This is a genomic window from Bacteroides sp. GM023 (assembly GCF_014750685.1).
In the GTDB taxonomy this organism is placed as follows: domain Bacteria; phylum Bacteroidota; class Bacteroidia; order Bacteroidales; family Bacteroidaceae; genus Bacteroides.
Genome location: NZ_JAAXGE010000006.1, coordinates 285,705 through 308,767 on the forward strand (window position 1 = coordinate 285,705; position 23,063 = coordinate 308,767).

At 43.9% G+C, this 23,063-nt stretch carries 23 protein-coding genes; 19 read left to right on the forward strand and 4 right to left on the reverse strand.

Annotated elements, in window-relative coordinates; genetic code table 11:
* Positions 1-101: 101 nt before the first annotated feature.
* The 4 genes from rpe to HC965_RS14800 form a co-directional block, all read right to left on the reverse strand.
* Positions 102-752, reverse strand: coding sequence for a ribulose-phosphate 3-epimerase (gene rpe, locus HC965_RS14785; protein ID WP_191032185.1), 651 nt, complete (start codon positions 750-752; stop codon positions 102-104).
* A 142-nt stretch (positions 753-894) separates the two neighbouring features.
* On the reverse strand, positions 895-1,863 hold the full coding sequence (fmt, locus tag HC965_RS14790) for a methionyl-tRNA formyltransferase (protein ID WP_191032186.1): 969 nt from the start codon (positions 1,861-1,863) through the stop codon (positions 895-897).
* Between the two features lie 47 nt (positions 1,864-1,910).
* Positions 1,911-3,704 carry a chloride channel protein gene (locus tag HC965_RS14795; protein ID WP_191032187.1) on the reverse strand — a complete coding sequence of 598 codons (1,794 nt, stop codon included), beginning with the start codon at positions 3,702-3,704 and terminating at the stop codon, positions 1,911-1,913.
* Positions 3,705-4,268 (reverse strand): L-threonylcarbamoyladenylate synthase, encoded by a 564-nt coding sequence (locus HC965_RS14800; protein WP_191032188.1) that lies wholly within the window; start codon positions 4,266-4,268, stop codon positions 3,705-3,707.
* A 78-nt stretch (positions 4,269-4,346) separates the two neighbouring features.
* Between HC965_RS14800 and HC965_RS14805 the strand changes: the two genes are divergently transcribed.
* From HC965_RS14805 to HC965_RS14895, 19 genes are all read left to right on the forward strand, one after another.
* Positions 4,347-4,778 (forward strand): thioesterase family protein, encoded by a 432-nt coding sequence (locus HC965_RS14805; RefSeq protein WP_191032189.1) that lies wholly within the window; start codon positions 4,347-4,349, stop codon positions 4,776-4,778.
* A gap of 140 nt (positions 4,779-4,918) precedes the next feature.
* Complete coding sequence (gene hutH, locus HC965_RS14810; protein ID WP_191032190.1) at positions 4,919-6,442, forward strand: histidine ammonia-lyase; 1,524 nt, start codon at positions 4,919-4,921, stop codon at positions 6,440-6,442.
* A 1-nt stretch (position 6,443) separates the two neighbouring features.
* The gene (gene fabG / locus HC965_RS14815) at positions 6,444-7,172 is read left to right on the forward strand and encodes a 3-oxoacyl-ACP reductase FabG (protein WP_191032191.1); all 729 of its coding nucleotides are present in this window, start codon (positions 6,444-6,446) and stop codon (positions 7,170-7,172) included.
* A 25-nt stretch (positions 7,173-7,197) separates the two neighbouring features.
* Entirely contained in the window at positions 7,198-8,421 is a 1,224-nt protein-coding gene (locus HC965_RS14820) for a beta-ketoacyl synthase (protein WP_191032192.1), read from the forward strand.
* A gap of 19 nt (positions 8,422-8,440) precedes the next feature.
* Positions 8,441-8,692: an acyl carrier protein gene (locus HC965_RS14825; RefSeq protein WP_004305450.1), complete on the forward strand. Its 252-nt coding sequence runs from the start codon at positions 8,441-8,443 to the stop codon at positions 8,690-8,692.
* A 2-nt stretch (positions 8,693-8,694) separates the two neighbouring features.
* Positions 8,695-9,630 (forward strand): acyltransferase, encoded by a 936-nt coding sequence (locus HC965_RS14830; RefSeq protein ID WP_191032193.1) that lies wholly within the window; start codon positions 8,695-8,697, stop codon positions 9,628-9,630.
* The gene (locus HC965_RS14835; protein WP_191032194.1) at positions 9,617-10,687 is read left to right on the forward strand and encodes a methyltransferase; all 1,071 of its coding nucleotides are present in this window, start codon (positions 9,617-9,619) and stop codon (positions 10,685-10,687) included. Before HC965_RS14830 ends, HC965_RS14835 begins: the two co-directional genes overlap by 14 nt.
* Entirely contained in the window at positions 10,684-11,118 is a 435-nt protein-coding gene (locus HC965_RS14840; protein ID WP_191032195.1) for a hydroxymyristoyl-ACP dehydratase, read from the forward strand. The genes HC965_RS14835 and HC965_RS14840 overlap by 4 nt, the downstream gene beginning before the upstream one ends.
* Positions 11,115-11,558, forward strand: a complete 444-nt coding sequence (locus tag HC965_RS14845) for a thioesterase family protein (protein ID WP_191032196.1) — start codon at positions 11,115-11,117, stop codon at positions 11,556-11,558. The genes HC965_RS14840 and HC965_RS14845 overlap by 4 nt, the downstream gene beginning before the upstream one ends.
* Entirely contained in the window at positions 11,543-13,315 is a 1,773-nt protein-coding gene (locus HC965_RS14850; RefSeq protein ID WP_191032197.1) for a beta-ketoacyl synthase N-terminal-like domain-containing protein, read from the forward strand. Before HC965_RS14845 ends, HC965_RS14850 begins: the two co-directional genes overlap by 16 nt.
* Positions 13,308-13,589 carry a phosphopantetheine-binding protein gene (locus tag HC965_RS14855; RefSeq protein ID WP_191032198.1) on the forward strand — a complete coding sequence of 94 codons (282 nt, stop codon included), beginning with the start codon at positions 13,308-13,310 and terminating at the stop codon, positions 13,587-13,589. Before HC965_RS14850 ends, HC965_RS14855 begins: the two co-directional genes overlap by 8 nt.
* A gap of 3 nt (positions 13,590-13,592) precedes the next feature.
* Positions 13,593-14,819, forward strand: a complete 1,227-nt coding sequence (locus tag HC965_RS14860; protein WP_191032199.1) for a beta-ketoacyl synthase — start codon at positions 13,593-13,595, stop codon at positions 14,817-14,819.
* 12 nt (positions 14,820-14,831) lie between these two features.
* Positions 14,832-15,782: a beta-ketoacyl synthase chain length factor gene (locus HC965_RS14865; RefSeq protein ID WP_191032200.1), complete on the forward strand. Its 951-nt coding sequence runs from the start codon at positions 14,832-14,834 to the stop codon at positions 15,780-15,782.
* Positions 15,779-16,459 (forward strand): polysaccharide deacetylase family protein, encoded by a 681-nt coding sequence (locus tag HC965_RS14870; protein ID WP_191032201.1) that lies wholly within the window; start codon positions 15,779-15,781, stop codon positions 16,457-16,459. The genes HC965_RS14865 and HC965_RS14870 overlap by 4 nt, the downstream gene beginning before the upstream one ends.
* Before the next feature lie 11 nt (positions 16,460-16,470).
* Complete coding sequence (locus tag HC965_RS14875; RefSeq protein ID WP_191032202.1) at positions 16,471-17,106, forward strand: outer membrane lipoprotein carrier protein LolA; 636 nt, start codon at positions 16,471-16,473, stop codon at positions 17,104-17,106.
* Entirely contained in the window at positions 17,081-17,641 is a 561-nt protein-coding gene (locus tag HC965_RS14880) for a hypothetical protein (RefSeq protein WP_191032203.1), read from the forward strand. The genes HC965_RS14875 and HC965_RS14880 overlap by 26 nt, the downstream gene beginning before the upstream one ends.
* Before the next feature lie 3 nt (positions 17,642-17,644).
* Positions 17,645-18,019, forward strand: a complete 375-nt coding sequence (locus HC965_RS14885) for a hydroxymyristoyl-ACP dehydratase (RefSeq protein ID WP_191032204.1) — start codon at positions 17,645-17,647, stop codon at positions 18,017-18,019.
* Positions 18,016-19,209: a DUF2062 domain-containing protein gene (locus HC965_RS14890; protein ID WP_191032205.1), complete on the forward strand. Its 1,194-nt coding sequence runs from the start codon at positions 18,016-18,018 to the stop codon at positions 19,207-19,209. Before HC965_RS14885 ends, HC965_RS14890 begins: the two co-directional genes overlap by 4 nt.
* On the forward strand, positions 19,206-23,063 hold the full coding sequence (locus HC965_RS14895) for a 1-acyl-sn-glycerol-3-phosphate acyltransferase (protein WP_191032206.1): 3,858 nt from the start codon (positions 19,206-19,208) through the stop codon (positions 23,061-23,063). The genes HC965_RS14890 and HC965_RS14895 overlap by 4 nt, the downstream gene beginning before the upstream one ends.

Below are 23,063 nucleotides of genomic sequence, written 5' to 3' on the forward strand. Positions count from 1 at the left end.
TAATATTAATTATGTCGTCTATATGTGTTTATATACATGAAGCCCCCTCTCCTTCCAAAGAAGAAGAAAGTATTATACAAGGCATACTAAAGTTCTATGAATTACAGTTCATGGAGTTGACGAATCATAGCTTCAGGATCCGGCGCTCCAAAAACAGCATTACCGGCCACTAATGCATCGGCTCCTGCCTCAACCAAGCGGGCACCTGTTTCTAGATTCACGCCACCATCCACTTCAATCAAAGCTTTCGAGCCCGTACGTTCAATCAAAGCGCGCAGTTCACGAACTTTCTCTACTGAATGTTCTATGAATTTCTGTCCGCCAAATCCCGGATTCACGCTCATGATAAGCACCATATATACATCCCGGATTATATCCTGAAGCAGAGCAACCGGAGTTGCCGGATTGATTGTTACGGCAGGTTGCATTCCTGCTTCCTTGATTTGCTGAATCACCCGATGCAAGTGCGGGCAGGCTTCATAATGTACGTTCATTGTATGAGCTCCCAACGCTTTCACCTCAGGGATAAATTTCTCCGGGCTAACAATCATCAAATGCACATCCAATGGTTTCTTGCTTAACTTTGCCACGTATTTCAATACCGGAAAGCCAAATGATATATTGGGGACAAATACCCCGTCCATAATATCAATATGTACCCACTCCGCTTCACTGCGGTTTACCATTTCAATATCTTTTGCCAAATATCCGAAATCGGCAGAAAGAATGGAAGGAGCGATAATCGGTTTCATAATTCATCTATTTTAGGTTAGAAACAGTAATCTTCTTTTATTTTATATCTTACTCAAGCCTCTTACTTACATCAATTATTGATAAAGTCTTCAGCTGTTCAATCGCCTCGAATTCGAGACATTTTAATTCAGAGTTATGGAATTACTTCATCTGACATCCATCTGACAGACGGTATCCACGAAGTAACTCGTCCGTTTTCAGACGTTTCTTACCAGGAAGCTGCAAGGAAAGAATGGATACGAATCCATCCGGTACGGCTACCTTTATATATTTCTTTCCATCTGTCACAACAGTTCCGACAGAGAGTTGATGTGATTCGTAAATCTTTTCACTTTCAAAGACTTTCACTACTATGACTTCTCCTTCATTAGTGATTAATTCACTCCAGGCAGCAGGATAAGGTGATAACCCACGAATAAAGTCATATATCTTCTTTACCGGTCGATTCCAGTCAATCCGGCAAGTATCTTTGAATATCTTCGGAGCCGGACGGAGTTCACCGACAACAGCCATTTCTTCCTGAGGAATCGGTTTTACCTCACCGTTCAAGATGGCATTTACCGTTTCAACAACCAGTTTCCCACCCAATACCATTAATTTATCATGCACTACTTCCACATTATCCGTATCCGCGATAGGTACACGGACTTGCTGGATGACTTCTCCGGTATCTATCTCATGTTTCAGGAAGAAAGTAGTGATACCAGTCTCCGTGTCACCATTAATGACCGCCCAATTGATAGGAGCAGCTCCACGATATTGAGGAAGCAGAGATGCATGGAGATTGAATGTACCCAGTCGAGGCATATTCCACACCACTTCCGGCAACATACGGAAGGCAACCACAATCTGTAAATCTGCTTTCCACTCACGCAATGCTTCCACGAAAGCCTCATCCTTCAGCTTTTCCGGTTGAAGCAGTGGCAAGTTCTGTTCAAGTGCATATTGTTTAACGGGAGAATATTGAATCTTATGTCCGCGTCCGGCAGGCTTATCGGGCATTGTTATCACGCCCACAACGTTATAACCACCTTCTACCAACTGACGCAAGGCCTCCACCGCAAAATCGGGAGTACCCATATATACTATTTTTAAATCTTCTTTCTTCATAATCACCTTATTATCTGCATAGATACCTGGCTCCGGCACCTTGCCGGTTAGTCTTCTGAAAAATGTACCAGTACTTGCCGGTATGAGTTAAATATCTTCGATTTAGAGACAAAGCCTTCGTAGCGTCCTTCCTCGTCAACGACCGGAAGATTCCAGGCTTTGGTGTCATCAAACGTTTGCATTACCTGTTCCATCCCGTCCGTATCTATTATCTTAGCCGGGGCGGACACCATTAATTTATTAACAGTGAAACGATGATAAAGTTCTTGACGAAACATGATGTTACGGATATCGTCAAGCAAGACAAGTCCCAACAATACGCCTGTTTTCTTATCTGCCACCGGAAAGACATTACGATGGGAAGCTGCAATTGCTTTCACCAATTCTCCCAAATCCATCTCCGGATGTACAACAACGAAATCTTTTTCCACCACATTCTCCATTTTCATCAGTGTCAACACAGCCTTATCCTTGTGATGTGTAAGTAATTGTCCTTTCTTTGCCAGACGCATAGAGTAGATACTGTGAGGTTCGAAGGCAATAATCGTCAGGTATGAACTTACGGAAACAATCATTAATGGGAGGAACAAGTCATATCCGCCGGTCAACTCGGCTATCAGGAAGACACCCGTCAACGGAGCGTGCATTACTCCACTCATCACTCCTGCCATCCCCATCAGAGCAAAGTTGTTTTCCGGCAGGTAGGCAGAGAATGCAAAATCATTACTAAAATGAGAAAAGACAAATCCGGCAATACATCCCAGATAAAGCGAAGGAGCAAAAATACCACCGCAACCGCCACCACCGTTTGTCGCACTGGAAGCAAAGACTTTCAGCAGAATAATCAGTACCAGGTAGACTAAAAGCAAATTACCATAGCCGTAGAACATCGAATTATTCATAACCGTATCCCACTCTGCCGCAGATGAACCATTCAGCAAAAGATTTATCGTGTCATAACCTTCACCGTATAGAGGAGGGAAAAGGAAAATCAGTATGCTCAACATCACACCGCCGAAAGCCAGTTTCTTATAGGGATTCTTGAGTTTACCGAAAACCCCTTCCACCACATTCATGGCACGTGTAAAGTAGAGAGAAATCAATCCGCAAAAGATACCCAGCAGAATAACGTAAGGAATACGTGACAGTTCAAAGGCCTGGTCGAGATGGAACTTAAACATGGCTTCCGTACCGGTAGTTATATAGGAAACTGTGGCCGCTGTCACTGCTGAAATCAGCAGAGGAAGCAGAGAAGACATGGTTAAGTCAATCATTAGGACTTCCAGTGTAAACACCAGCCCGGCGATTGGTGCCTTAAAGATGCCGGCAATGGCACCCGCCGCTCCACAGCCAACGAGTAGCATCAATGTGCGGTGTTCCATCTTGAATACACTTCCCAAGTTGGAACCGATGGCCGAGCCCGTCAAAACGATAGGTGCCTCTGCTCCGACCGAACCACCAAATCCGATGGTTATCGCACTGGCAATGGTAGACGACCAGATATTATGTCGTTTGATACGTCCCTGTCTGCGGGAAATGGCATATAGAATTTTAGTAACCCCATGACTGATGTCGTCTTTGACAATATTGCGTACAAACCAACCTGCCAAAAAGATTCCGACTACCGGATATACCAAATACAAGTAGTTGGCCTCCGTCGCATTGAAGTTATCCGTTAAGAAATTTTGTATCTGATGAATAAAGAACTTCAATATCAAAGCGGCAATCGCCGTGAAGATTCCGACCAGAAAGCTTAATATTAGGATGAATTGTTTCTCCTTTATGTTGGCTTCCCGCCATTTGATGCAACGCTGCAATAAACTTAGTTTTTCCCCTTTCATTTATTCGCGAATTATCTTAATCACTCCACCTTTGTCCAACTTAATAATACTTGAGGGTTTCGGCCGGCTCATATCATCCTGACGAAAACTGACGATATAGTCTACTGCCGATTTTATTTCTTCACTGATTTCGCAGAAGTTCGCAGCACCGGGTTGTCCACTGACATTTGCCGATGTAGAAACAATCGCTTTGCGGAATTGCTGGCAAAGGCGTCTTGAGAAGTCCTCGTTGGTGACACGTATGCCCACACTTCCGTCTTCTGCCAACAGATTCGGAGCCAAATTGCGTGCACCGGAATATATAATCGTCAACGGCTTGTCGGCAACTTCAATCAAGTCCCACGCCACATCCGGCACATCTTGTACATAAAAATCCACCTTCACAGAAGTATCTACCAGTACCAGCATAGCCTTGCTATCGGCACGTTTCTTTATTTCATATACACGGCGTACAGCCTCTTCGTTAGTCGCGTCGCAGCCTATACCCCAAACGGTATCGGTGGGATAGAGAATCACTCCTCCTTCATTCATCACCTGACAGGCTTTTTTAATATCTTCTATCATTTCTTGATTAATTTCTGTTGAGAATAACACGCAAAAGTAGTACTTTTGCGCCGAATTCAAAAAGATTAAGTGAAAACTATGGAAGAAATTGTATTTCACCACACTTTGCCTATTCAGTTGCGCTTCAATGACGTAGACAAATTCGGTCACGTCAATAACACTGTTTACTTTTCTTTTTACGACTTGGGAAAGACTGAATACTTCGCTTCAGTATGCCCGGGAGTAGATTGGGAAAAGATTGGCATCGTTGTCGTTCATATCGAAGCAGATTTCGTAAAGCAGATTTTTGCGTCAGACCACATTGCCGTGCAGACCGCCGTCTCTAAGATAGGCACTAAAAGTTTTCATCTGATTCAACGGGTAATCGATACGGAAACAAACGAGATTAAATGTATCTGCAAGTCTATCATGGTGACTTTCGACCTCGAGAGACACGAGTCCATGCCGTTGACGGAGGAGTGGATAGAGGCGATATGCAAGTATGAAGGGCGGAATTTGATGAAAGCGTAAATTACCGCCCCAGATGAAGGATAAAACGGGTAAAACCGGCTTTCCTGAAAAAGTTTTATTTTGATTCATGTCCGCTATATAATAGAAATTGCCTATTTTTGCACCTTATTATTTAAGGTATAAAATATCTAGTACAGAAAATGATAGCTGACAGAATTATAAATTTAGATACCCTCTATAAAGTCTTGTTTGAAAATGAGAAGCTGGAACTTTCCGAAGAATGCGTTCGAAAAGTAGAGGAAAGTTTCAATTTCCTGCAATCCTTCTCCAGCGATAAGATTATATATGGTATCAATACCGGGTTCGGCCCGATGGCACAATACAGAATAGAAGACCAATCATTGATTGAGCTTCAATACAATATTATTCGAAGCCACTCTACCGGTGCCGGCAAACCGCTTCCCGAACTATATGTAAAAGCAGCTATGATTGCCCGCCTGTACACCTTTCTGCAAGGGAAATCGGGAGTACATATGGAACTGGTATCGCTCCTTTGTGAATTTATTAATCGTGGGATTTACCCTTTCATACCTGAGCATGGAAGCGTGGGTGCCAGCGGTGACCTTGTACAGCTAGCCCACATCGCCCTGACATTGATAGGTGAAGGAGAAGTTTTTTATCAAGGAAAACTATGTGATACCGCCACCGTGCTTCGGGAAAATAATCTGAAACCTTTCTCTATGCGTATCCGTGAAGGATTATCCGTAACAAACGGCACTTCTGTAATGACGGGGATAGGCATCGTCAACCTGGTTTATGCCAAACAATTACTTCGCTGGTCGGTGGCCGCTTCTGTCATGATGAATGAAATAGCAGCTTCTTATGATGATTTCATGGCTCAGGCATTGAACGAAGCCAAGCATCACAAAGGACAACAAGAAATTGCCGCAATGATGAGAGAATGGGTGGCAGGTAGCCAGTGCGTGCTCCAAAGAGAGAATGAACTGTATAATCAAGTACACAAAGAAAAAATCTTCGAACATAAGGTACAACCCTATTATTCCCTGCGATGTGTTCCGCAAATACTAGGTCCCATATATGATGAATTGGAGAATGCGGAAGAAGTGCTGATGAATGAAATAAATTCCGCCTGCGACAATCCGATCGTAGACCCTGAAACGCAGAATATTTATCATGGCGGTAACTTCCACGGCGACTACATCTCTTTTGAGATGGATAAACTAAAAATCGCCGTAACCAAGCTGACCATGCTTTGTGAAAGACAAATCAACTATTTGTTCCATGACCGTATCAACGGTATCTTACCGCCCTTTGTCAATTTGGGAGTACTGGGATTGAATTATGGATTGCAGGCATCCCAATTTACTGCAACATCCACTACTGCAGAGTGTCAGACATTATCGAATCCGATGTATGTTCATAGTATTCCAAACAACAATGACAATCAAGATATTGTCAGTATGGGTACCAACTCCGCCTTATTAGCAAAAACAGTCATTGAAAACTCTTATCAGGTGATGGCTATTCAGTTCATGGGAATTGTACAGGCTATCGACTATTTGAAGATACAGGAGAAATTAAGCCCTAAAAGTCGGCTGGTCTACGAAGAAATCCGTAGTTTCTTTCCTGTATTTACCAGTGACACACCTAAATATAAAGAGATAGAAGCCATGATAGGCTATCTCAAAAAAGAAAATAAATAATATGAAATATGCATTAGTAACCGGTGGAAGCCGGGGTATCGGACGTGCAGTCAGTTGTAAACTGGCGGAAATGGGCTACTTCATACTCATCAACTACCAGAGCAACGACACGGAAGCAGCACACACATTGCAACTAGTACAAGAGAAAGGAAGCGATGGAGAGTTGATGAAGTTCGATGTTACCAATCCTGTCGCAATTGCGGCAGCTTTAGATAACTGGGCTTCACAGCATCCCGACGCATACATTGAAGTACTGGTTAATAATGCCGGTATACGCAAAGACAATCTAATGCTATGGATGACAGGAGAAGAATGGAGCAAAGTGCTCGACATCAGTCTGAACGGATTCTTCCATGTGACACAACCTTTGCTGAAAAATATGCTGGTCAAACGCTATGGACGTATCATTAATATAGTATCACTGTCGGGTATCCAGGGAATGCCGGGACAAGCTAACTACTCAGCAGCCAAAGGTGGCGTGATCGCCGCAACAAAAGCATTGGCACAAGAAGTCGCAAAGAAAAAAGTAACGGTAAACGCAGTAGCTCCGGGCTTCATCCGCACGGACATGACAGAAGGCATTGATGAGAACGAATGGAAGAAACATATCCCGGCAGGACGCTTCGGCACTCCGGAAGAGGTTGCCGACCTGGTCGGTTTCCTGGCATCTCCGGCTTCATCTTACATCACGGGAGAAGTGATTTCCATCAACGGCGGACTATATACTTAAACTAAAGCATAGAATAGACAAAAGAATGAAAAGAGTTGTTATCACGGGAATGGGGATTTATTCTTGCATCGGCAAGAATCTTGATGAAGTAAAAGACTCACTATACAATGGGAAATCGGGTATCGGTATAGATCCGGTACGAAAAGAGCTAGGCTATTTTTCTGCGCTGACGGGCATTCTGGAACGTCCCGACCTGAAGAAATTGCTGGACCGACGCAAACGTCTTTGCTTGCCGGAACAGGGAGAATATGCCTATCTTGCCACATTAGAAGCTTTCCGCAATGCAGGCATTGACGAGACCTTCCTTGAAAACAACGAAGTCGGTATCTTATATGGCAATGACAGTAGCGCTTCTCCTGTCATCAATGCAGTAGACATTATCCGCGAAAAAAAGAACACGGCACTGGTCGGTTCCGGTTCTATCTTCCAGTCAATGAATTCTACCGTAACAATGAATCTGTCTGTCATCTTTAAGTTGAGAGGAGTAAACTTTACTATTGCAGGGGCTTGTGCCAGCGGTTCACATGCTATCGGCATGGGATACCTGCTCATTAAATCGGGATTACAGGACTGTATTTTATGTGGTGGCGCACAGGAAGTGAATCCTTATGCCGTTGGCAGTTTTGACGGATTAAGCGCATTTTCCACTCAGGAAGCAGAGCCGGGAAAAGCTTCGAAGCCTTTCGACAAGCGACGTGACGGACTGATTCCGAGTGGCGGAGCTGCCAGCCTGGTACTCGAAAGCTACGAATCGGCAGTTAAAAGAGGGGCTCCTATTTTGGCCGAGGTGATCGGTTACGGTTTTTCATCCAATGGGGAGCATATCTCCGTGCCGAATGTAGACGGGCCTAAGCGTTCTCTTCAAATGGCAATCAGGGACGCGGGTGTCGCACTCGACAGGATTAAATATATTAATGCACACGCCACTTCAACTCCCGTAGGCGATTTGAATGAAGCGAAAGCCATAGCGGAAGTATTCGAAGGACACCACCCATATGTAACTTCTACAAAGTCCATGACAGGGCATGAAATGTGGATGGCAGGTGCCAGTGAAGTAATCTACTCCACACTGATGATGAACAACGGCTTCATTGCTCCTAACCTCAACTTCGAAGAACCGGACGAGGCATCGGCACAATTGAATATTCCGGCACAACGGGTAGATTTGGAATTTGACACATTCCTGTCCAACTCATTCGGATTCGGTGGTACCAACTCCACCCTGATATTGCGTAAATTTAATAAATAATCGATTAAAAGAGAAATATATGACAAATGAAGAAATCATCGAAAAGATAAGGACAACTTTGGCAGAAGAGTTTGAAGTAGATATTGACGTCATCCAGCCGGATGCGCCGTTGATGGAAACTCTCGAACTGGATAGCCTGGATCTGGTAGATATGGTTGTACTGGTAGAAAAGAACTTCGGTTTCAACGTGACCGGACAAGATTTTGCAGGTATCAAGACCTTCCAGGACTTCTACGACCTCGTTATTACTCGTATGCAGGAAGCAAAGTAAGCATGTCGACGTGGAAAGGTAAAACCCGGGGAGGAACATTCGGATACTTATTCTTTATTTATCTGATTAAGTATCTGGGCATCACTGCCGCTTATATTTTCCTGAGCCTGGTGGTTCTTTACTTTATACCGTTTGCCCCGAAGGCGACGAAAAGTACCTGGTTTTATGCCCGCCACATTCTGAAATACAGTCGGATACGTTCTTTGAAAATGTTGCTGGACAACTATTACCGATTGGGACAGATTCTGATCGATAAGGTAGCCATCGGCAATGGAAAAGTTACCCAATACCGGTTCGAGTTCGAACGGTATCCGGAATTTCTGCAATTACTGAATAGCGAACAAGGAGTGATTATGATTGGCGCCCATGTGGGGAATTGGGAAATAGGCGTTCCTTTCTTCGATGATTATGGAAAGAAAATCAATATCGTGATGTATGATGCCGAGCATCGTAAAATCAAAGAGATGTTGGAGAAAAACGGGAAGGATAAGGAGTATAAGATTATTCCGGTCAATGAAGACAACCTGACACACGTTTTCCGCATTACCGAAGCTTTGAATAAAAAAGAATATGTATGTTTCCAGGGTGACCGCTATCTGAATAAGGAAAAGTTACTGACGGGCACGCTATTAGGGCAAAAAGCCCCCTTCCCTGCCGGACCTTTCCTGCTGGCTTCGCGAATGAAAGTTCCCGTCGTGTTTTATTTCGCGATGAGGGAACCGGGAAGAACCTACCGTTTTCATTTCATTGTAGCAGAGCCGGTGGTACGGAGTAAAGATAAAAAAGCAGAGGTTGCTCTGCTTGAACAATATACTGTTGCTCTGGAACAGATACTCAAACGTTACCCTGAACAATGGTTTAATTATTACCCATTTTGGGAGTCTGCCGGAAAGCAGTCACCGAATCCAAAAGAGATACAAAAAGATGCAACAGAATAAATGTGACAAAGAACCGCTGACAGCGGTAGAAGCCCAACGACTGGCACAGGAAATAGCCTTTGGCCCCATTGTTTTTCAGGTATCACGCCTTATGCTCAAGTTCGGCATTTTCCAGTTACTCGCCGACCAACGTGGCGGTTTGACGCAAGTGGAAATCAGCAAGGCTTGCGGATTATCTTCTTATGCCACGCAGGTACTGCTGGAAGCATCGTTGACAATCGGCACTGTGTTGCTGCGCGAGGAGCGATATTCATTAGCTAAAACAGGTTGGTTCCTGCTCAATGACAAAATGGTGCGTGTCAATATGGATTTCAACCATGATGTCAATTATCTGGGAATGTTCCACCTGGAGGAAGCACTGACTAACGGACGTCCCGAAGGATTGAAAGTATTCGGTGAATGGGGCACCATTTATGAAGGACTGTCCAGTCTACCCTCACAGGTACAGAAAAGTTGGTTTGGTTTCGACCACTATTACTCGGATTGTTCGTTCGACGAAGCACTGGCAATCGTTTTTGCCCGTCATCCCAAGACTTTGCTGGATGTGGGAGGCAATACCGGTCGGTGGGCTACGAAATGCGTGAGTTACGATGCAGCAGTGGAAGTAACCATCATGGACCTTCCGCAACAGTTGGAAATGATGCGCCGACAGACCGAAGGGTTGCCCGGAGCATCACGTATCCACGGGCACGGCGCTAACCTGCTCGATCCGGTAGTTCCTTTCCCTACGGAATTTGATGCCATTTGGATGAGCCAATTCCTCGATTGTTTTTCAGAAGAAGAGGTGACCAGTATATTGACACGCGCGGCTTGTTCCATGAACAAGGAAAGCCGGCTTTATATCATGGAGACTTTTTGGAATCGTCAGAAGTTTGATACAGCCGCCTATTGCCTGACACAAATCAGCCTTTATTTCACAGCGATGGCAAACGGTAACAGTAAGATGTATCATTCTGATGATATGAAACGATGTATTGAAGCGGCGGGACTGGAAGTCGAAGAGATTCACGACCATTTAGGAATGGGACACAGTATCGTACAATGTAGGCTAAAATGAACAGGGAACCTATCATACATGGAGAAGGAATACTCAATCTGATTCCACAACGTCCGCCAATTGTCATGGTGGATAGTTTCTTCGGCATCGAAGAGAAGCATTCGTATTCCGGACTGACTGTCACTGATGATAATATCTTTTACGAAGAAGGGAAACTGCAGGAAGCGGGAATTATTGAACATATCGCCCAATCGGCTGCCGCACGTATCGGATTTATTTATACCCGGCAAGGTGAGAAAGTTCCGTTAGGTTTTATTGGTTCGGTGGATAAACTAAGAATCTACGACTTGCCCAAAAACGGGATGAAATTATCAACGGAGATTACCGTCGTGCAGGAAGTATTCGACATTACGTTGATTTCCGCACAAGTGAAAGTCGAAGAAGAACCGATAGCCGAATGTAGAATGAAAATATTTATCAGGAAAGAATGAAACGGAAAACAAGCCAACATATAGCAGCTTTGACCAACCGAACTACATTTAAGGTACGGTTCAGTGAAATAGACTCCATGCAGATTGTGTGGCACGGTGAGTATGTGCGCTATTTTGAAGATGGCAGAGAAGCCTTTGGCAAGCAGTACGGACTGGACTATATGAGTATTTACCGGGAAGGGTTTATGGTTCCTATTGTTGATTTGACCTGTCAGTTCAAGCAATCGCTGTCCTTCGGAGAAGAAGCGATTATCGAAACACGCTATATTGCATGCGAAGCAGCCAAAATAAGATTCGAATATGTTATCTACCGGGCTACCGACCAAAGCGTGGTTGCTACCGGAAGCACGATACAGGTATTTCTCAATCTTAATAAGGAACTGGAGCTTGTCAATCCCCCGTTTTATATGGAATGGAAAAAGAAATGGAACATCCTTTAAACATATATATCACAGCTCATACGCTGATTAGTTCACTGGGTTTCGGCATGCAGGAAAACATAGAAGCAATTCATGCCTACCGGAGCGGAATCCGTATGCAAGAAGCCGGCCGTATTTCCGATACTCCGATTTTAGCGGGAATGATTGATTCTGCCGAATTGAAAAAACGGGCGGAACAGATGCAGATTACGGGCTATACCCGCATGGAACAACTATTCATGTTGTCTATCCAAGAGGTGATTGCACAATCGGGTGTCAATCTTCGAGAACCGGAATGTGCTTTATTACTCTCTACCACCAAAGGGAATGTCGAATTATTAAGTGAATTGGTTTGTTCGGATGAGTCTGAAAATCTTCCCCAAATCCCAGCTGACAGTCCGGCATTTCTTTGGAAAATGGCGGAACGAATCGGAGAGTTTTTTGAAGCAGACAATCAGGTAGAAGTTATTTCCAATGCTTGCATATCAGGTGTCTCAGCACTCATCGTCGCAAAGAGATGGATAGAATCGGGACGTTACAAACGGGTTATTGTGGCCGGTGGAGATATTCTTTCTCATTTTATCACCAGCGGATTCCTGTCCTTCAGGTCTGTCAGCGCACAACGATGCCGGCCTTACGATATCCAACGGGACGGATTAAGCTTGGGAGAAGCCTGTGGAGCTGTTTTATTAGAAACTCAGGGGAGCGGGAACGATATTATTCTCTCCGGTGGAGCTATCAGCAATGATGCCAATCACATATCCGGCCCTTCCCGGACGGGAGACGGATTGGTACTCGCCATCAACCAGGCAATGGAAGAAGCCGGGGTGGTTTCCGAAAACATCAGTTTTATCAATGCACACGGGACAGCTACGGTCTACAATGATGAAATGGAATCCAAAGCAATACACCTGGCCGGATTATCCACAGTTCCTGTGAATAGTTTAAAACCTTACTTCGGGCATACATTAGGAGCTTCGGGTATCATCGAAACCATCTTTTGCATAGAGCAACTAAAAGAAAATATATTCTACGGGACTTTAGGGTACGAAACACTCGGTGTCCCTATGCCTGTCACTGTCTACGGCACACACCAACCAATGAAAATGGAATGTTGTATCAAGACCGCTTCCGGTTTCGGCGGATGTAATGCCGCACTCGTTTTATCCCGTTCGGTTAGCCATCGGAAGCAGACATCCTTCGATAAAGCACTTTCCGAATCGGCAAACAGAATCGTTATCAGGCCGGGAGTAGTAGAATTCAACGGAACAACGATATTCAGTTCTTCGGAGACAGCCTTTGCACCGTTCATCCGGGAAGCATATAAGAACCTCGGAGAAAACAATATGAAGTTCTACAAGATGGATAATCTTTGTAAACTGGGATATGTAGCTGCGGGATACTTGCTGAAAGATGTCAATTATCAACCGGAGGAGATTGGAATCATCCTGGCCAACGCTTCTTCATCATTGGATACAGATTGCAAACATCAGGCTATCATCAGCAAAGAAGGTGATAAAGATGCCAGCCCCGCTGTTTTTGTATACACTCTTCCTAATGTAGTGCTGGGCGAAATCTGCATCCGGCACAAGATAAAGGGAGAAAACACTTTTTTTGTATGTCCGCATTACGACTCTGACTTATTGGAAGATTACGCACGTATCGTAATGTCCAAAGGCAAGTTACGCACATGTGTCATAGGCTGGTGCGAATTGATGGACGGACAGTATCAGGCAGAATTTAAACAACTTAATAATAGAACAACGATTTATGGATAATTTGAATCAAGCGCAAAGAGAACTGATGGACGAAGTGAAAGGTAAACTTATTGAAGAGTTGAACCTGGAAGAAATCACTCCGAAGGATATTGACGATGAAGCTCCCCTGTTCGGAGACGAAGGTCTCGGACTCGATTCCATCGACGCACTCGAAATCATTCTGATTCTTGAACGTGAATACGGAATTAAAATAGAGAACCCGGGCGAAGGAAAGCAAATCTTCTACTCTGTACGTACATTGACTGATTTTATTATAGCCAATCGCAAAGCCTAACTCATGAAGATTTACGTCACCGGATTGGGAGTTGTTTCAGGCATCGGCATCGGGGTTTCCGAAAATATAGAGGCTTTGAGACAAGGCAAACATGGCATCGGCAAAGTTACTCTTTTTCCGACCGCTCTTGACGTACCCGTATCCGAAGTGAAACGTAGCAATGAGGAACTTAAACAACTGTTATCCATCCCCTCACAGCAGACCATCTCACGCACAGCATTATTGGGAATGGTAGCAGCGAAAGAAGCATTGGAAGATTCCAGGCTCAATTTGTTGTTATCCCGACCGTCCCAACAACCATTGCGTATCGGTTTTATTTCCGCAACTTCCGTTGGCGGCATGGATTTAAGCGAACATTTCTACGAATCTTTTAAAGAAAACCCGGCACGGGGACGATTGCGGGAAGTCATCTCACATGATTGTGGCGCAAGTACGGAACAGATTGCTTCCTACTTGGGAATCAGTGACTTCATAACAACTATCAGCACAGCCTGTTCGTCAGCAGCCAATGCCATCATGTTGGGAGCAAGGATGATAAAGCACGGACTACTGGATGCCGCAATTGTCGGAGGAACAGATGCACTTTGCCGGTTCACCCTGAATGGCTTCAACTCTCTGATGATTTTAGATAAAGCACACTGCCGTCCTTTTGACCGGTCACGAACCGGACTTAATCTCGGAGAAGGTGCAGGATACTTAGTACTTCAATCGGAAAGTTCTCTCCAAAGAACACCTTATTGCGAACTTAGCGGATACGCCAATACAAACGAAGCCTATCACCAAACGGGAAGTTCGCCCGAAGGAGACGGCGCTTTTTTGTCAATGAGCGAAGCTATCGCCTCAAGCGGTATTGCTCCCGAAGAAATAGACTATATCAACGTGCATGGCACGGGGACTCCCGGCAACGATGCATCGGAAGGTATGGCATTGCGGAGAATCTTTGGAAAACACGTACCACCGTTTAGTTCGCTAAAAGCTTTTATCGGACATACCTTAGGAGCTTCTGAAGGAATTGAAGCGGTATACTCTGTCCTTTCCATATATAAAGGTATGATTTATCCGAACCTGAACTTCACGGACGCTATGCCGGAGACGGAATTGATTCCGGAAACGTCTTTCCGGGAAGGAGTCCCTGTTCGCCACGTATTATCCAATTCTTTCGGTTTCGGCGGGAATGACTCATCGCTTCTCTTTTCCGCTACGAATATGCGCCAACAAACGAATCTTTAAGTATTTATGCCTATGCAGCCAGTCTATATCCAACGTATCGCTTCCATTCATCCACAAGGATATGCGGAAAACCATCCTTATCTTCAGGCTTGCGAACCCGACTATAAGGATATAATTACCAATGCAACCTTGCGCAGACGTATGAGCCGTATCGTGAAAATGGGTGTAGCCTGTGGATTGGAATGTATGGGCGAACTATCTCCCGAAAAGATAAAGGGAATCATTACGGCAACCGGACTTGGTTGTCTGGTAGATACAGAGAAATTCCTGAATACGCTGATAGATAATGAAGAACGGATGCTAAACCCTACCCCCTTCATCCAGTCAACGTTCAATACCATTGGTGCACAAATTGCCTTAATTCGCCAGGTTCACGCCTACAACATGACTTATGTTCATCGTGGATTGAGCTTTGAGAGTGCCTTATTGGATGCCATGATGAAAATTTGGGAAGGAGACGGGCAGATACTCGTAGGGGCTATGGATGAAATGACAAATACCAGTTATACCATTCAGAAACGGCTGGGAATACTAAAAGGGATAGAAGCTGGAGAAGGCGCCCAATTTTTCCTGCTTAGCCGGGAAGCCGGAGAACATCCACTGGCTGAAATAAGCGGACTCGAAACTTTCACCGGGCAGCAAACGGCAGAAGAAATCAAAAGCCGGACAATCCGCTTTCTACAAAGAAACGGCTTGGATAGCCGGGATATTCAGTGGCTGGTAACCGGAAAGAACCGTACTGAGAAAGATTGTATTTATGAAGAGCTTGAAACAAACCTCTTCCCGGAAAGTATTCATCTCAGTTTTAAAGACGAATGCGGCGAATATCCCACCGCCTCATCGTACGCAGTATGGAAAGTAGTGAAAGAAGCGGAGAACTGCACCGTTTCTACAAACATATTGATTTATAATCATCACCACTCCATCAATCATTCTTTGATTCTAATCCGGAAAAACGTATGATTATCATCTGCCTTGTTCTTGCCTCACTGCTGATACTTTCTTTTCTCGTTTATGCTTCCTATAGCATTCAGTCGGGGATTTATCTCCGTTCGTTTTGCAGAAAGCGTACTACTGAAAAGATTGTAGCGCTGACTTTTGACGACGGCCCCGATCCTATACAGACTCCGAAGGTATTGCGAATATTACAGGAATATCAAACAACTGCCTGTTTCTTCTGTATCGGACACAAGATAAAAGGAAATGAAATGCTGCTTCAACAAATGATAGCAGAAGGACATATGATTGGAAATCATTCTTATAGTCACTCCGGTTTATTCCCGCTATACAGTCTCTCTAAGATGAAAAAAGACCTGCAAACTTGTCAGTGTGAACTAGAACGAGTAACTTCGCAGCCGATGACTTTGTTTCGTCCGCCTTTCGGTGTCACCAATCCTACGATTGCAAAAGCCGTCCGGCAGCTGGGATATACCTCTATTGGATGGAATATCCGTAGCCTGGATACGCAACAGCCGGCATCGGATAAGATACTTGACAGAATCCGGAAGGGACTTAAACCCGGTTCCATAATTTTGCTGCACGACCGAATGCCCGGCAGCGAGCTATTAGTGAAGCAAATTCTGGATGTATTGAAAGAACAAGGATACACCGTAGTCCGGCTAGACAAACTATTGGCATAAAATAAAAACGTATGAGAACTTCAATAACCTATTTATTACTTTTCTTTCTATCCATTACCTCTGTCCACGCACAGGGTATGAAGAAGATGGTGCAACTCCAGGAATTTGAAACCCGTCTGGCAAAGGAAGCGCAAACCGTAGAATCCATTGAAAGTGATTTCACACAAGTGAAATACCTGGATGTATTTGACGAGAAAGTCACTTCCAAAGGGAAGTTCTACTACCGGAAGAGCAATAAAATCTGTATGGAATATTTTCGTCCGATGGATTATCTCATTGTGATAAATGGCAGTAAGCTAAAAATAGTATCGGATGGCAAGAAAAGCATCATGAACCTGAGTTCCAATAAGATGATGGGACAAATGCAGGATATGTTAACCGCATGCATGATAGGCGACCTGTCCAAAATGTCATCCAACTACCAACTGGAATATTTTGAAGATGCCCGTTACTATCTGGTTAAAATAAAACCGATAAACAAAGCCGTCCAAGCCTATATTGCCGGAATAGAAATCTACCTGGACAAGAAGGATATGTCGGTACACAAACTCCGTTTGTCCGAAACCGCAACGAATTATACTGAATACGAATTCTATAACAAAAAGTTCAACTCCCTGAATAATGAGACGAAGTTTGCGATTCGTTAGTCCGGCAGTCCTGTTTCTCTTATTGATACAGTTCTCTACTTCCTGTTCTCCACGGATAAATGGAGAAGGTAGTACAGTGCCGCCCGCTATTGAACTGACAAAAGGGGAAGACTCGCAAAAATATAATATCCAACTGGATTTCATGAAACATCACATGAGCGGCATGCTGATTGTACGCCGTATGCCTGACAATGAAATCCGGATAGTAGCGTCTACCTATTTCGGACTAAGTCTTTTTGACTTCTCTCTCCGTGGTGACAACTTTAATGTAAACAGTTGCATTGAGCCCATGAAAAAAGAAAAGGTGTTGAAACTTCTGGAGATGGATTTCAAACGTCTGTTCCTTAGTGAGAAAGGCATTTGCGCGAAAGCCACCAAAAATGAACTTACAGAGAAAAGGGTCAGTGGAAAAGGCTTTGGAAAGTCTGTCCTTTACATCACGGGCAACATTCCGGGTGACCCCGCACAAATAAAAATAAAACATCCGTGGATACGATTAACAATCCGCCTGGATAAACTATCTAAAGAGATTTAATATATGCTACTCGACAACTTCTATACACTACTCTCTTCCGAAGTATCGGACTCGCTCACACGGACCATTCAGATTGAATTGAATCCGAAACACGCTATTTATCAGGGACACTTCCCGGAGCATCCGGTAGTTCCTGGAGTCTGTATGCTGCAAATTATCAAGGAGTGTATAGAAACTTTCCGCCAACAGAAGTTGCAATATGCACAAATGTCGTCTTGTAAGTTCCTTTCAGCTATCAATCCCTTAGAGACACCGCACTTATCAATAGCGCTGACTCTCAAAGATACGGAAGAAGACAAACTTCAGTTACTAGCGGAAGGAACCGTAGAAAACGAATGTTTCATCAAGCTGAAAGCTGTACTTATCCCTAAAGCATGAAGGAAGAACAAACAAGTACAGTCTATTGGCATGAGAAGTTGAAACAGTTGGGGATTATCGTTGTTATCCCAAGTTACAACAATGACAAAACAGTAGCCGACGTCATAGAGAATGTCCGTTTCTATTCGCCGGACATCCTTGTTATCAATGACGGTTCAACGGATGAAACAGCCGGAATACTTAGCCGGGAGAAAAATCTGCATATCATCACTCACCCCGCCAACCAGGGAAAAGGGGTAGCTTTGAAACATGGGCTTTGTTATGCTAAAGAGCAAGGATTCCGATATGCAATCACCATTGATTCGGATGGGCAACATTTTGCTTCGGACATCCCCTCTTTCATTGAAGCCATAGAAAAGGAACCGGACACTCTACTGGTAGGTGCGCGCAACCTTGCCTCGGACAATATGCCGGGAAAGAATACATTTGCCAACAAGTTCTCCAACTTCTGGTTTTCTCTTGAGACGGGAATCAAGCTACAAGATACGCAATCCGGATACCGACTATATCCGTTGCAACGAATGAATGTCGACAAGTGGTATTATACCGCCAAATATGAATTTGAACTGGAAGCTATTGTTTTTGCTGCATGGAGTGGTATTACCGTTAAAAACATTCCGGTACATGTCTATTATCCACCACAAGAAGAACGGGTTTCTCATTTCCGCCCGTTCCGGGACTTTACCCGTATCAGCATCCTGAACACGGTATTGGTGCTTATCACTTTCTTGTGGATTATCCCCCGCAACTTTTTCCGGAAACTGACCTGGAAGAACTGCAAGCGGTTCTTCTCCGAGCATGTCACCCATTCGCCGGAATCTAACCTGAGGATCACGGCTGCTATTATACTCGGAGTATTCATGGGCATCGTTCCCGTATGGGGGTACCAAATGCTGATAACCCTGTTTCTTGCACATTTGCTCAAGTTAAACAAAGTCATAGCTATTGTAGCGGCCAATATCAGTATTCCCCCTATGATTCCATTTTTACTATATGGAAGTTACGCGACCGGATGCAAAGTGCTGGGCGAACCCATCAACCTTCGTATAAATGAGCTTTCTTTTGAAAATGTGAAATCAGTCATAGAACAATATTTGATAGGAAGTATTATCTTTGCAATCATTTGCAGTTTAGTAGCAGGAATCATTTCGTTTGTCCTGCTCACGACTTGTAGGAGAAAAAAGATATGACCCAGTTTTTCATCGGACTATATGAATATTTTGAGAGACACAAGATTCTGTTCTACCTGTCGCTCATTTGTTGTGTCCTGCTTATGGGGTTCTTTGCCTTTCAAGTGAAGTTTGAAGAGAATATTACGCAATTCTTCCCCGACACCAAAGATTCACAGAATACAATCAAAGTTTTCGATAATCTTAAGATTAAGGACAAGATCATCGTCATGTTGTCTTCTGCGGATACGTGTAATGCCGTAGAACCTGATTCTCTGATTGAGATAGCCGGACAAATCCAACAAACACTGACCGCAAGAGCCGGAGGGACATTGATAAAGGACATCTTCTCACAGGTAGACCAAAATCTCATAGGCGGAGCTACTGATTTTGTGTACGAGCATCTCCCACTCTTTCTTACAGATACTGATTATCAACGATTCGATTCCCTGCTAACCAAAGAAGGGATACAAGCCAGCATGAAGAAGAATTATACCAATCTCCTTTCTCCTGCCGGAATTGCATTAAGAAGTTATATCCTCAGAGACCCACTCGGATTAGGTAGTGAAGTACTGAAGCATTTACAAGATTTCCAGTTAGAAGCTAATTACGAAATCTATGACGAACATATTTTTTCCAAAGACGGTTCTACCCTTTTGATGTTTATCACTCCGGTGTTCAGTACAGGAAGTACCGGAAAAAATGACGAACTGGTCAGGATACTGGAGGAAGAACTTCAGCACGTACAAGAAAGATCTTCCATGATTCGGGCGGAATATTTCGGAGGTCCGTCAGTGGGAGTCTACAATGCCCGACAAATTAAGAAAGACACCATTCTGACTTCATCTATCGCGCTGCTTATCATCATTGTATTTATCTCATTCGCTTTCAAACGGAAAAGGTCGATACCACTGATTATTACTCCGGTGTTATTCGGCGGAATGTTTGCCTTGTGCATGATTTTCTTTATCAAAGGAAGTATTTCGGCCATTGCCGTGGGAGCCGGTTCGGCTGTGATGGGTATTGCACTTAGCTATTCCATCCACATGCTGGCGCATCAGAATCATGTTTCTACTGTACAGCAATTGATTAAAGAAATCGCCTACCCACTTACGGTAGGTAGTTTCACTACTATCGGCGCATTTATGGGACTGATATTCACCAGTTCCGATTTATTACGGGACTTTGGGCTCTTCGCTTCTTTAGCACTGGTAGGCACTACCCTTTTCTGCCTGATTTATCTTCCTCATTTCCTGAAAGGACAGGCAGACGTAAAACAAGGACGTGTATTGCGTATCATTGAGAGAATAAACGCTTATTCTTTCGAAAAGAACAAATGGTTGGTGGGTGGTATTCTCATCATTACCGTTATCTGCCTATTTACCTCGCAGAAAGTCGGTTTCAATAATGATATGATGAGCCTCAACTATGAGCCCCGGCATCTCAAGCAATCGGAAGAGAAACTAATGCAACTCTTCGACAGCCACGAAAAGACAGTCCTCTTTGTCAGTGTAGGCAAGGATATGAACCAAGCTACTGAAATATATGCAGCAACCAATCAGAAATTATCATCACTGAAAGAACAAGGGCTGATTAAAGAGTATGCTTCTGCTTCACAGTTTCTTATTTCTCCGCAAGAACAACAAAAACGTCTGAAGAAATGGGAAGATTACTGGACGAATGATAAAAAGGAACTGATACGTGAGAACCTGGAAACATCCGCTACCGAATATCGTTTCCGTCCCGGAAGTTTCGATGGCTTTTATCAATGGATGAATCAGCCTTTCGGTGAATATCATTATACTTCCCAAGAAGATGATTTATCCGGCAAGTTATTGAATGAATGGCAAACATCGGCTGATTCCATCACGATGCTTATCAGCCAGATACGGATTAACGAGACTAATAAAGAAGCGGTATATGAGAGTTTCAACAAAGCACAGGATGTTGTCATCTTCGACCGCTCTTTCTTTGCCAACAAATGGGTGTCTGCCATCAATGATGATTTTTACCTGATTCTGTATATTTCCTCCTTTCTGATATTCTTCGCCTTATGGTTCTCATACGGCCGCATCGAGCTTACTTTAATGAGCTTTCTCCCGATGCTGGTCAGTTGGGTCATCATACTGGGGTTGATGGGAATCTTGGGGATTGAGTTCAATATCATCAATATCATTCTGTCCACCTTTATATTCGGTATCGGCGATGATTTCAGTATTTTCATTATGGACGGATTACAGAGTAAGTATCGTACAGGTCAAAAGGTATTGAACTCACACAAAACGGCTATCTTCTTTTCTGCCTTCACTACGGTGGTGGGAATGGGAGCGCTTGTTTTTGCCAAACATCCGGCATTACAATCTATTTCACTGATTTCCATTCTCGGAATGATAGCAGTCGTACTGGTGGCCTATACCATTCAGCCGCTTATCTTCCGGTTCTTCATTGCCGGGCCTGCTTCCAAAGGATTGCCTCCTTATACGCTCATCGGGCTGATACGAACCGTTCTGCTCTTTTTGCTTTTCTTTATCGGGTGTATCCTTCTGCGAATATTGATAGTTGTACTCTATCTGGTACCGGTACGCAAAAGTAGTAAACAGCATTTCGTTTGCCGCCTGATACAAATTACCTGCAAAGGGATTCTGCTATTGGCTACCGCTGTCAAAAAAGAACATATCAACAAAGCCAACGAACAATTTAACCGTCCGGCAATTATCATTGCCAATCATCAGTCTTTTATAGATATACTGGTGTTACTATCTCTTTCATCCAAAATATTGATGGTGACCAATCACTGGGTATGGCACTCTCCTTTTTTCGGAGCTATTATCCGTTATGCTGATTTCTACTATATAGGCGAAGGATACGAGCAATACATAGAACGTATGCGGAAAAAAGTGGAAGAAGGATACTCTATTGCTATCTTTCCCGAAGGAACACGTACGTACAACGGAAAAATGAAACGCTTCCATAAAGGTGCTTTTTATCTTGCCGAAACAATCCGGTTGGATATTCTTCCGATTCTACTATACGGCAATAATAAGATTATTGCCAAAGCCCAACCGTTCAATATCCGCAAAGGAATAATCTATACGGAAATACTTCCCCGTATTCCCGTGGACGACCAGTCTTTCGGGACAACCTATCAGGAACGTACCAAACGCATATCGGCTTATATGAAGCAGGAATATGCACGCATCTGTCAGGAAAAGAATACGACGGACAATCCCGCTTTCTATGAGGCACTTATCCAAAACTATATCTATAAAGGGCCTGTAATAGAGTGGTATATCCGTATTAAAGTGAAAATGGAAGGAAATTACCGGCTGTTCAACCAACTCATTCCTGCGCAAGGACAAATCACGGACATTGGTTGCGGATACGGTCCGTTATGTTATATGCTTTCCCTGCTGTCCGAAGACCGTGATATTTTAGGTATCGATTATGATGAAGACAAGATAGCCGTAGCGCAACACGGATGGTTGCGTAGTGACCGTCTGCAATTCAGGCATGGCGGTGCACTTGAATATCCTTTACCGGAAAGTGATGTGTTTATCCTGAACGATATGCTACATTATATGAGTTACGAACATCAACGGTCATTGCTGTTGAAATGTGCAGCCCTGCTGCGCCCGCAAGGAATGATGATTATTCGTGACGGAAATTCCGCCGATACTTCCAGACACCGGTTGACCCGGTTCACAGAAATCCTGTCTACCCGTATCTTCAATTTCAACCGGACAACAGAAGAGTTGCATTTCACCACAGAAACACAACTACGGAAGATAGCGGAAACTTGTGGGATGAACATCGAAATCATACCCAACGATAAATACACATCGAACACCATTTATATATTCAGAAAACCGGACTAG